A 2,205-nucleotide genomic window follows, 5' to 3' on the forward strand; every position below is an offset into this window, starting at 1 on the left:
CCACCACCGCACATCAGCATTCCGGAATGCTCTGCGCAGGCATTCTTTGGCTAACAGGCGCTGAATAATTCTCTGCTGACCCATAGTAAGGAAAGGTACAGGTGGAGAATCACCCGTAATACGGTAGGGATTGGCAAAATAATGTTCATCATGGCTGCGGCCCCGACAAAGGGTGAGTACTGTAGCGAAAGCCTGACTGCGACGCCCTGCCCGCCCGACTCGTTGCTGGTAGTTAAAACGAACAGGGGGCATGTTTGCCAGCATAACGGCTTGCAAGTCTCCTATATCCACTCCCACTTCCATTGTAGTTGTAACGCTCAGGACATCGATTTCATCGACTTGCTTTATATACTCTTTTTCCTGTCCTTCAACAAGCATACCACGGAAAAGTCTCTGGCGTTCTGCCTGATCGTCTGTCTGCGCAGTCAATTCCTCACAGTGTAACCTGAGCGGGATGCGCCTGTCTGCAGCTGTGCGTGCCAGATAATTGCGCTTCCAGATGTTTTCACAGGTGTGGCCTGGGTTTTCATCGAGTTTTGATTGACAGTTTGTGCAGATGCCTGCTGAATAGTGTAAGTGCGGACGGTGGCAGCCGGGGCAAATCCAAACAGGATCGTCTGAAAGACATACTTTAATATCAAGGCTACTTAGATGGATTTTACCGTTTTGATGCCCGACTTCACGAAGTGCAGAAAATATTGCAGATCCAACATCAGTTTCATTTATTCCTAACCCCCTGCAAACTGCCCGGATATAATTTTTGAATTTTGCACTGGAATCTTGATAATCAGGCCAGTCATTCAGTGGATATTCTGACCCTTCATGGCGGTACAAATCGCCCAAGACCCTCAAAGCAGAATCGCATATCTGCCGGAAAATCTTTAATTGTTCTTGGTGGATGCCTGCTTTAGCTGCGTAATTTAAAAGTTCGCTGTCTTCAATCTTCAATTTTATAATGCCAAGTCCTGACGATTCCAGGCTAAAATAAAGCCTGCTGAAAAACAGACTGGCCAGTCTTTTTCTAATTTCTTTGCGAATTCTATCTTTTGCATACTCTGCACTTTCAGGTGGGAGCTTATCATTCCATCTTTTTTCATTAAAATCAAAGAGATTAGTCCATCGGTGCTTGTCATCTTCCCACTTAAATTCCTGCACATCTAGATCATTTCCAGCCGGATTGATTCCTATATCAATGAGTTTCTTGATAAGCCGCCCACACCCTGAATTACTATTTTGCGCCGGATATATCAAATCGCTTACGGGAACTACCCTCAACTGCCCCCGCTTTTTTATGCCATCAATCCTTTTTTGAGCATCATTGAAAGCCTTGCATACAGTTTCAAGGTACGCCTCAGGTAAATTTGCAGGAATACCAGCTTTAATTAATTCAATATCTTTACGAATTGCAATATCCACTCCTGGATATTCTTCTAAATATTCCAATACAAAAGGAGAATATGTACGGTTCTGTTCAATATCATCAAGCAGTTGTGGTTCTCCTACTGCAGCGATGAGTAGTTCGTGTATGACAGATTCCCTGAGTAAATCTGAATAATGGTTACGCTCAACACCGTTAGAAATTTGCGCAGCGTCTTCACGACTGTCAGAGAACGCTATAAGTTTGCGGTTTTCTTCTGGCAGCTGGTAAAAAAGCTCTTTTGTAAATATCTGGCTAACCTTTGAAAAACCAGTCCTGAACCCGCGTACTGGTGATTTTCGCTGGCGTCCAGAGTGGTCTTTTACACAAAAAGCACATACTGAAGGGAGGGCAGCAAAAGAATCTTTTGATTCAGCCTCTATGAAGCCTTTTCTGTCACTAGAGCCGATTTGAAAAAGATACCCTTTTACCCAGTTTTCTGGGTCTTCCTCATGCCCAAGTCGAACCCTCCCTGAGCGTGAGTCGAGGCTTGCAGCACTCCAGAATCCTTTTTCTTTGTTGCTTTCGCTCAAATTGGGCAAATTTGGCTGATTCCATTTCTCTGCCTCCTTATTAAAATTAGAATCGCCACAGGGCCAGAATACAGCAAAATTTTGATATGTTTGACGTTCCACAAACCGTGCTGTCTGCCTGTCGGGGATTCCTTCTATGTCTGGGTCTGAAGATAATATCTCAATATCACCATCCGAAAGATATACCTTGTTTCCACCGAGATAAACTGTACCGCAGTGTTCGCAATAGAGTAGTTCTAACACTCTACTATGTGT

At 44.1% G+C, this 2,205-nt stretch carries 1 protein-coding gene; it reads right to left on the reverse strand.

Annotated features, from left to right (window positions below; translation table 11 throughout):
* Positions 1 to 2,205: DEAD/DEAH box helicase (locus IBX40_12960; GenBank protein ID MBE0525220.1), on the reverse strand; the 2,205-nt coding region annotated here is incomplete at both ends.

The sequence above is a fragment of the Methanosarcinales archaeon genome (assembly GCA_014859725.1).
GTDB lineage: Archaea > Halobacteriota > Methanosarcinia > Methanosarcinales > Methanocomedenaceae > Kmv04.